Raw genomic sequence first — 9105 nt, 5'->3', positions numbered from 1 at the left:
ACTAAACCAAAATCCTCTAAAACCACACCCCCCCCCCCCCCCCCCCCCCCCCCCCCCGCAAAAAAAAATGGGGGGCGGGCCCCCCCGGTGGCCCCCCCCGCCACCGTCTGTCTATGCGGCCGCGCTCAGAAGTTGATCATGTGCCCGGCGAGGCCGTGGAAGGCCTCCTGCAGGGCTTCGCTGAGCGTCGGGTGGGTGTGCACGTTGCGGGTGAGCTCGTTGATCGTGAGGTCCCACTTCTGGGCCAGGGTGAGCTCGGGCAGCAGCTCCGAGACGTCGGGGCCGATGAGGTGGCCGCCGAGCAGTTCGCCGTACTTGCTGTCGGCGACCAGCTTGACGAAACCGGTCGGATCGCCGAGGCCGTGCGCCTTGCCGTTGGCGGTGAACGGGAAGGTCGCGACCTTCACGTCGTAGCCCTCGTCGCGGGCCTGCTGCTCGGTCAGGCCGAAGCTGGCGACCTGCGGCTGGCAGAAGGTGGCGCGCGGCATCATCCGGTAGTCACCGAGAGTGACGGTGTCCGCGCCCGCGATGGTCTCGGCGGCGACCACACCCTGCGCCTCCGCGACATGGGCGAGCTGCAGCTTCGCGGTCACGTCACCGATGGCGTAGATGTGCGCCACGTTGGTGCGCATGTAGTCGTCGATCGCGATGGCACCGCGGTCGGTGAGCTGGACGCCGGCCGCCTCCAGGCCGTAGCCCTCGACGCGGGGCGCGAAGCCGACGGCCTGCAGCACCTTGTCGACGGTGACCGTCTCCACGTTGCCGGACTTGTTGTCCTTGATCGCGACGGTGACCTTGGCGCCGTCGTCATCGATGGACTGCACGGCGGCACCGGTGGTGATGGTGATGCCGAGCTTCTTGTACTGCTTGGTGATCTCCTTGGAGACGTCCGCGTCCTCGTTCGGCAGCGCACGGTCCAGGAACTCGACGATGCGCACGTCGACGCCGTAGTTCTTGAGGACGTAGCCGAACTCCATGCCGATCGCGCCCGCCCCGACGATCAGGATCGAACCGGGCAGGTCGCGGGTGAGGATCTGCTCCTCGTAGGTCACCACGTTGTCGCTGAGCTGAGTGCCCGGCAACAGCTTGGTGACGGTGCCCGCGGCGATGATCGCGTTGTCGAACGTGATCGTCTCGGTGCCGCCCTTGGACAGCTCGACCGAGAGGGTGTTCGCGTCGGTGAAGGTGCCTTTACCGTCGAACTCGTCGATCTTGTTCTTCTTCATCAGGAAGTGGACGCCCTTGACCCGGCCGTCCGCGACCTTGCGGCTGCGATCGAACGCGACACCGAAGTCGAAGTTCACCTCGCCCGAGATCCCGAAGGTCTTGGCTTCCTTGGTGAAGATGTGCGCCAGTTCAGCGTTACGCAGCAACGCCTTGGAAGGGATGCAGCCGACGTTCAGGCACACACCGCCCCAGTACTTTTGCTCGACGATCGCGGTACGGAGGCCTAACTGTGCCGCACGGATGGCGGCGACGTAACCGCCAGGACCGGCACCGAGAACGACAACGTCGTAATGGGGAGTCACGACACCGAGCCTAACTCTGTCGCTACGAGTTGGCCCACCGGTCCCCCACAACAATGAGCCGCAGGCCACACCGGGCTGCAAGTTCGGTGCTCGCGAGCGGGCCGGAGTGGCGAATCAGACAAATCGGCTCGCTACTGTTGCGTCGTGGTGACAGCTCGATCGGTGGTGGGGGGACGCCGCTCGGGACCGATCCGGTCCGGCTCAGCTGTCATACCCCGGCGCGATACTTGGCCGGTGGTGACAGCTGATGACGTACGTCGGATCGCGATGAGCCTGCCGCGAACAACCGAGGCGCTGGTCCGCGACCGGGTCAAGTATCGGATCGGCCGAATCGTGTATCTGGCGCTGTCTGCGGACGAAACACGCATGGGTTTCGCGTTCCCCAAGGCCGAGCGGGTGGCGCTGGTCGAGGCCGAGCCGGGCAAATTCATCATGCCGCGCCCGTCGGACGAGCGATACAACTGGGTACGAGTGCGGCTGGCCGCCATCGACGAGGCGGAGCTGACCGAACTCATCGTCGAAGCGTGGCGGATGTGCGTGCCCAAACGGGTGGCCGCAGAACACCTCGGCTAGTCGCGCCACACCTGCTGGGCGACCCGGGAAAAGTTCCCGCCGAACACCGCCGCGCGATCCGCTTCGCGGAAACCGCGCCGCGCCAGCACCTCATCGAGGCCGGGCACCCGGCTCGTACCCAGCAAATCCTCCGGCGGAACCCATTGCAGCGGGCCCCATTTGGTGTACGACTCGGGGAACAACTCCGGGTGGTCCGCGAGCATGCCGTTGAAGTCCTCGGCGTCGAACGAATAGTCCGAACCGATTCCGATGTGCTCGATGCCGACCAACTCGGCACCGTGTTCGACATGGTCGGCCATCGCCTCGACGCGTGCGGCAGCGTCATCGATTCCGTTGTGGCCAAGGAAGATACCTACCCCATTGAGGCCGATCACGCCGCCGGTCGCGGCACAGGCCTTCGCCTGCTCATCGGTGATATTGCGCGGGTGTTCCCGCAGCGCGGCGAAATTGGAGTGGCTGTAGATCATCGGCACCCGCGTGTGCGTGGCCAGATCGAGCCCGGTGCGGCGCGAACAGTGCGATCCGTCGACGAACATGCCGACCTCGTTGAGCTTGTGCACGAGATCCACGCCGAAGGCGGTGAGCCCGGTGTCGTCGGTATCGAGGCAGCCGCAACCGGCCTTGTTGGCGCTGTTGTAGGTCGGCAACATCGAGCGGACGCCCAGGTCGTAGAACAGCTCCACGTTGTCGAGGTCGCCGCCGAGCGGGCCGGAGTCCTCCAAATCGAAGGCCAGCGCGATGGTTTCCGGTGCACCGATGTCGGAGTGGCTGTGCACCAATCGGAATCGTCCGTCGGCGAGCGCGTCCGCGCGGTACTGCCGCGCCAGCTTCACCGAATCCTCCGTCGAATGCGGCGAATACCCGACGTTCACCGACAAATACGACCCGAGGGGGTATCGGGCGAGGTCCGCGATCCGTGCCGACGGCACCAACGGTAGACAGCAGTGCTGCTCCCAGAGAAAGGGCGGCAAGGAAACCTCCTGGTCGGATCGGCCTCGAACCCGCGATCCTACTGAGCGGGTCCGCAGCCAGACCGCAGCCGCGCGCGGTGTCGGGCCGATCGACCAAGGTCACCAAACCTTTTCGGGCACGGTACGCGCGGGTTCGGTCGCGGGCTATCGCGTCGGCTACGTCGACAGGGTGACAATGGACGGATCGGGTGCGCCGGTGCCGCTGCGTGGCGGCGCGTTCCTGAATGTCGTCATCCTCGCGCCCGCGCACGACACCGCGGGCAACACCACCTACCGGCCGGGCAACCGGAACGAGCTCGTCGACGTGGCCGGGTACCAGACCTTCCGCCAGGTGGCGTGGGCCGGATCGTTCGAGGGCCAGACCACCGTCGGGCTCGGCGTCCGCGCACGGCTGCCGATGCGGGTATTCACTCTCGGCGGGCCGGGCAGCGGGGCGCGCGTTGTGGTGGACGTAGCGCACTTCTGGTAACCCCCACGCTGCGATTTGCGCTGGTCGGCAACAATGAGGGGATGACCGGCGTTGAGCAGAATGTGACCGACCCTTACCTCTGGCTCGAAGAAGTGACCGATGAGCGGGCCCTCGACTGGGCCAGTGCGCACAACAGTGTGGTCGTCGAGCGATTCGCCTCCGCCGACCGGTTCAGCGAGCTCGAACAGCGCATTCTGGACATGCTCGACACCGACACCAAGATCGCCTACCCGAGTCGGCGCGGCAGCTGGCTGTACAACTTCTGGCGCGATGCCGAGCATCCGCGGGGCCTGTGGCGGCGCACCACGTTCGCCGAGTACGCGAAGGAATCGCCCGACTGGGACGTGCTGATCGACCTGGACGCGCTGGCCGCCGCCGAGGACGAGAACTGGGTGTGGGGCGGCGCGGGGGTGCTGCGGCCGGAACAGTCGCGCGCACTGATCAGCCTGTCGCGCGGCGGCGCGGACGCCAAGGTGGTGCGCGAATTCGACATGACGACAAGGGAATTCATCGCTCCTGCGGACGGCGGCTTCTTTTTGCCCGAGGCGAAGTCGGAGATGCGCTGGATCGACATCGATGCGGTGTACGTCGGCACCGACTTCGGACCCGGCTCGCTGACCGACTCCGGCTATCCGCGCATCGCCAAGCGCTGGCAGCGCGGCACCGAGTTGGCCGAAGCGGTCACCGTTTTCGAGGGCGAAGCCGGTGACGTCGCGGTCTCGGCGGGCTACGACCGGACCCCTGGCTACGAGCGGCATTACATCGGCCGCGCCACCGACTTCTTCAACGAAGACGTGTACCTGCTCGAAAACGACGGCACCCTACGGCATCTGGAGACACCCACCGATGCGAGCGAATCCTGGTACAAGGATTGGCTGCTCGTCCGGCTGAAGTCGCCGTGGGAGGTCGGCGGCAACGCCTACCCGTCCGGTGCGCTGCTGGCCATCGACTTCGACAAGTTCCTTTCCGGCGCAAGAGATTTCGAGGTGATCTTCACCCCGGACGCGCACACCTCGCTGCACGGTTACGGCTGGACCGAGAACCACCTGCTGCTCATCACCCTCGAGGACGTGCAGACCAAGCTCTACGTGCTGACACCGGGCGCGGGCGGCTGGCGCAGCGAGTCATTGTCCGACACCCCGCCGATGGCGACCACCAGCGTGATAAATCTCGACCCGCTCGAGGGCGGCGACGAATTCATGCTCACCACCAGCGGATTCACCACCCCGGCCACGCTGCTCGCCAGCTCGGTCGGCGGCGACACCGAGCAGCTCAAGCAGGAGCCCGGCTTCTTCGACGCCGACGGCATCGAGACCGAGCAGTTCTTCGCGACCTCGGACGACGGAACTCAGGTGCCGTACTTCGTGATTCGCCATCGCGACCGCAAGGGCACCCCGGGCCCGACGGTGATGTCCGGTTACGGCGGCTTCGAGGTCTCGCGTACGCCCGCCTACAGCGGTGCGTCCGGGATGGGCTGGCTGGAACGCGGCGGCACCTGGGTGATGACCAACATCCGCGGCGGCGGCGAGTACGGTCCGCAATGGCACACCTCGGTGCAGAAGGCCAACCGGCACAAGGTGTATGAGGACTTCGCCGCGATCGCGAAAGACCTTGTCGCACGGGGCATCACCACGGCCGATCAGCTCGGCGCGGTGGGTGGCAGCAACGGCGGCCTGCTGATGGGCGTGATGCTGACCCGCTACCCGGAGCTGTTCGGCGCGATCGTCTGCCAGGTGCCGCTGCTGGACATGAAGCGCTACCACCTGCTGCTCGCGGGCGCCTCCTGGATCGCCGAATACGGCGACCCGGACAAGCCCGAGGAGTGGGCATACCTCAGCAAGTACTCGCCGTATCAGAACGCCAAGGCCGACGTGGCCTACCCGCCGATCCTGCTCACCACCTCCACCCGCGACGACCGCGTGCACCCCGGCCACGCCCGCAAGATGGCCGCGCTGCTGGAGGAGCAGGGCCACAAATTCTGGTACCACGAGAACATCGAGGGCGGCCACGGCGGCGCGGCGGACAACAAGCAGTCCGCCTTTCAGGCGGGGCTGATCTACGAGTTCTTCACCCAGATGCTCATCGAGCGGCGCGGGTAACCGCCGGTTCCGGGGCCCTGGGCCTACGGTGTAGATACCATCTACGTCGTAGACCTGGGCCCGGGAGGAGAGCTGTCGTGGATTCCGAGAACCTCGTCGAGGTGACGCGCGCGCGGCGCGCCCGCACCCGGCGGGCGAATCCGGCGCCGTCGACGCGAACCACCTTGAACCGCGACTATATCGCGGCTGTCGCGCTGACCCTCATCGATCGGACGGGTGTCGACGGATTTTCGATGCGCAAACTCGGCACCGCGCTCGGCGCCGATCCGATGGCCGCCTACCGGCACTTCACCGATCAGCAGGAGCTGTTCGACGGCATCGCCGACGCGATGTTCGCCGAGCTGGACATGGAATCCCTACCGTGGCAGGAACCTTGGCGCGACCTGATGCGCGCCTACGCGCACCGGCTGCGGTCCACGCTGCGCAGGCACCCGAACGCGGTGCCGGTCTTCGCGACTCGTCCGGTGCGCAGTGAACTGGCCGTCGAAACCGGTAGCTGGATGGTGGAACATCTACAGGGGCACGGGTTTTCGGCGACGGTCGCGCTGCAGCTGACCCGCTGCCTGCGCGAGTACACGATCGGCCACATCCTCAGCCACGCCATTGCCGCGGTCGCCGCGCAGCGCGGCGACGAGCCGGAGCAGCCTACCGCCACCGACCATTTCGAGGTCGGGCTGGACGCCATGCTCGACGGGTTCAGCCGCCATCTCGACGTGGGGCGCCGGCACATCTAACGATCGCGCAGCCACTTCTCGATCTGATCGATGGTGGTGCTGTATTCGCGGATCCAGCCGTTGTGCCCCAACGGTTCCGGCTGATGCCAGGTCGTCACGTCGGCCTTGGGCAGCTTGCTCAACAGGTGTTCGGCCGAACCCGGCGGGGTGAGGTCGTCCCCGGTGATGGTGATGGACAGAACCGGCAGCTTCAGGCGGGCGATCCGTTCCTCGTAGTCGATGTCCGCACCGACCGGCTGGAACCGGCCGGTGCGGGCCAGCCGCGCCCAATCCGCGACCAGCACCTTGGACTGCCTGCCGAAGCCGCCCGCCGGGATCCGGTCGCCCGGCCAGAGGCCGGCCAGGCCCGCGGTCAGCGCGGCGGCCGCCGTGCCGACCAGCATGCCCGGGCTCGAAAGTCCCGGGTAGCCACGGTAATACGGCGTTCCGGAGGCGATCAGGATCAGCCCGCCGAGCCTGCCGCGAATCCGCGACGCGTACATGACCGCGAACTGACCGCCCATGCTGTGCCCGAGCAGGTACGGCGTGCTCGCCGGGAACCGATCGCGCACCACCTCGAAGATCGCCGGAAAGTCGACCGACACCAGCTCGTGGTAGCCGTAGGTGCTGGCGGCGCTCGGCTTCGGCCTGCTGTCGCCGTTGCCGCGCAGCTCGCCGATCGCCATGTCGAACCCGCGCGCCGCCAGCTTCCCTGCGAACCCCTCGTAATACCCGGCGGGCACCCCGAGACCAGGCACGATCACCAGCACCGGCCGCGGTGCGTCCGGCGTGACCGGATGCCGGTGCGCACCGCTGGCCGGGATCAGCCGCACCGGAACGGTGCTGCCATCCGGCATCTGGATCGGAACCGTCTCCATGCTGGGCACGCTACCGTGCCCGATCGGCGGCTACGCGCCGACCGCGCCCATGATCACCCTGCTCAGCACCCTGATCACGTCATCGAGCGGCGGGCGCGGATCCGCACCGCTCCACGAATCCACCACGTAATTCACCGCGCCGATGATCGCGAGCACCCGCATCTCGTAGTCACCGGTCGGGATCTCGCCGTGCATGGCCGCGTCCTCCGCGGCACCCGCCAGCAGCGAACCCCAGACCCGGCGCAGTTCCAGCCGGAACTTCTCCACCTTCGGTCCCGCACCGACCACCTCGACCAGTGCGACGCGCGCCTTGCGCGGATCCGAGCCGATGGACTCGACGTAGGCGCGAGTGGACGCGTCGATGATCTCGAGCGCGCTCGCGTCGGCCTTGCTTTCCAATGACTTGGCGACCGCGTCACGCGACTCGCGGTCGATCTGTTCGTAGAGCTCTAGTAGTAGGGACTCGCGTCCGGTGAACTCCTCGTAGAACTGCCGTGAGGAGAGTCCGGCGTCCTTACAGATGGCGCCGACCGAACTATTGGCGTAGCCGTCGCGCGCGAAGACCGTCAGGCCCGATTCCAGAAAACGCGCACGCCGCTGACGTTGCCGGTCCTCGACGGGTTGCCCGGCATACATTCGACCCGTATTCGCATCCTGTGACATTGGGCCAGACAATACAGAAGCCCAAGAAGCACTCGACATGGATCGGCGCCTTGGTATCAACCCGCAACTGACTGGCCGTTAGCCGAAAGTTGGCAGAGTTGTTGGGAACGCAACGTACGTTTGCTAAGCACTTTTCACACCGCGTCGACGGCAGGTTCATATGCTCGCCCGATAGCGCGTCATACCGTCGCCGATGAGGGTCGGCATCGGGCAAATCCATTGTCACTGACAGTTTGCCGACACGGACGTTATCGACGGACAGAGAAGGCGGTCCGTGATTTTGACGGGAATTCGTAGAATGAATTCTTACCGAACTGGTCTGCTGGTTATGCCTGATTCGTCCTGTCTCCCAGCGCACTTCGCGCCGTACCGGTAGTTCCGAATGGACTGACGAATAGACGACGAGAGTGACATCCCGCCTCGGCACCCACTACGCACGGCCGACCACCGACCTCGCCTTAGTGCCGTTATTAGGCTGAGCCGCATGCCGATTGCGGCGGGAGATCAAGGGCGCCTTCAGTCGCCGTGATGGGGCGAAAGAGGCCTTCGGTCGGCGAGAAGGAGGAAGGCGGCCACCCGGCAGCGGCAGGCAGTGCGTGGGAGGTGACCAGCACGACACGCGGGCGATGCGGCACCTGGTCTCGCTAAACCATTGGACGGCAACAAGTTCGGCGGATGAGCCAGACTATTTCTTTGGCGCGGAAGGGGTTTCGGGCCGAACGGAGTCGAACAGATCCGCGCAGCGGCCAAGTAGTTCCTGAAGGGTGCCCCGTTCGGCATCGGTGAATCCGGCCGCTACCGCGCGCTCGACCCGGACGGCGCGCGCGTCGGCGTCTTTCATGACGGCGGCGCCCGCTTCGGTGAGCCGGGTTTCCAGGATGTTCTTGTGCCACGCGTGGGGGGTGCGCTCGATGAGGCCGCGGTCCTGCAGGTTGGTCAGCACGGTGTTCATCGTCGGCGGCGTCACGCCGCACAGCCGGGCCAGCGCGGCGGCCGAGATGCCGGGGTTCTCACCGAGGAAGAGCAGGGCGGAGTACTGCGGGACGGTGACGCCCGCGGGCTTCAGCGCGGCATGCTTTGCCGTTTGCAGCGCCTGCTCGGCGCGCTTCACGTAAGAGCCGAGGCGCTCGGAGGAGTGCAGGGACGTCATGACCGCATGGTATCTGCCCGACCTTACGTAAGACTCTTGACTGATGTTAGAACTCTAATC

At 66.3% G+C, this 9105-nt stretch carries 9 protein-coding genes; 4 read left to right on the top strand and 5 right to left on the bottom strand.

The window, feature by feature from the left end; genetic code table 11:
- Positions 1 to 125: 125 nt before the first annotated feature.
- Positions 126 to 1529, bottom strand: a complete 1404-nt coding sequence (gene lpdA / locus ACIA8C_RS30045; protein WP_397140488.1) for a dihydrolipoyl dehydrogenase — start codon at positions 1527 to 1529, stop codon at positions 126 to 128.
- A gap of 234 nt (positions 1530 to 1763) precedes the next feature.
- Here lpdA and ACIA8C_RS30040 point away from each other — a divergent pair, with 234 nt between their 5' ends.
- Complete coding sequence (locus tag ACIA8C_RS30040) at positions 1764 to 2102, top strand: MmcQ/YjbR family DNA-binding protein (RefSeq protein WP_397140486.1); 339 nt, start codon at positions 1764 to 1766, stop codon at positions 2100 to 2102.
- Here the strand turns inward: ACIA8C_RS30040 and ACIA8C_RS30035 are convergent.
- Entirely contained in the window at positions 2099 to 3073 is a 975-nt protein-coding gene (locus tag ACIA8C_RS30035) for a dipeptidase (RefSeq protein WP_397140484.1), read from the bottom strand. The two genes, ACIA8C_RS30040 and ACIA8C_RS30035, sit on opposite strands and share 4 nt — an antisense overlap.
- 175 nt (positions 3074 to 3248) lie before the next feature.
- On the opposite strand from ACIA8C_RS30035, the gene ACIA8C_RS30030 reads away from it, so the two are divergent.
- The 3 genes from ACIA8C_RS30030 (at position 3249) to ACIA8C_RS30020 (ending at position 6375) form a co-directional block, all read left to right on the top strand.
- Positions 3249 to 3542, top strand: a complete 294-nt coding sequence (locus ACIA8C_RS30030; protein ID WP_397140482.1) for a hypothetical protein — start codon at positions 3249 to 3251, stop codon at positions 3540 to 3542.
- A 41-nt stretch (positions 3543 to 3583) separates the two neighbouring features.
- On the top strand, positions 3584 to 5641 hold the full coding sequence (locus ACIA8C_RS30025) for a prolyl oligopeptidase family protein (protein ID WP_397140480.1): 2058 nt from the start codon (positions 3584 to 3586) through the stop codon (positions 5639 to 5641).
- Between the two features lie 77 nt (positions 5642 to 5718).
- Positions 5719 to 6375: a TetR/AcrR family transcriptional regulator C-terminal domain-containing protein gene (locus ACIA8C_RS30020; RefSeq protein WP_397140478.1), complete on the top strand. Its 657-nt coding sequence runs from the start codon at positions 5719 to 5721 to the stop codon at positions 6373 to 6375.
- On the opposite strand, the gene ACIA8C_RS30015 is transcribed toward ACIA8C_RS30020, so the two are convergent.
- The 3 genes from ACIA8C_RS30015 to ACIA8C_RS30005 form a co-directional block, all read right to left on the bottom strand.
- Positions 6372 to 7232 carry an alpha/beta fold hydrolase gene (locus ACIA8C_RS30015; RefSeq protein ID WP_397140476.1) on the bottom strand — a complete coding sequence of 287 codons (861 nt, stop codon included), beginning with the start codon at positions 7230 to 7232 and terminating at the stop codon, positions 6372 to 6374. The genes ACIA8C_RS30020 and ACIA8C_RS30015 overlap by 4 nt on opposite strands.
- A gap of 30 nt (positions 7233 to 7262) precedes the next feature.
- A complete protein-coding gene (locus tag ACIA8C_RS30010) occupies positions 7263 to 7895 on the bottom strand; it encodes a TetR/AcrR family transcriptional regulator (RefSeq protein ID WP_379284343.1) in 633 nt (210 codons plus the stop codon).
- Between the two features lie 685 nt (positions 7896 to 8580).
- Complete coding sequence (locus ACIA8C_RS30005; protein WP_397140474.1) at positions 8581 to 9045, bottom strand: MarR family winged helix-turn-helix transcriptional regulator; 465 nt, start codon at positions 9043 to 9045, stop codon at positions 8581 to 8583.
- Positions 9046 to 9105: the final 60 nt, after the last annotated feature.

Source organism: Nocardia sp. NPDC051321 (assembly GCF_044455225.1).
GTDB lineage: Bacteria > Actinomycetota > Actinomycetes > Mycobacteriales > Mycobacteriaceae > Nocardia.
This window is presented reverse-complemented; position numbering and strand designations above follow the sequence as displayed.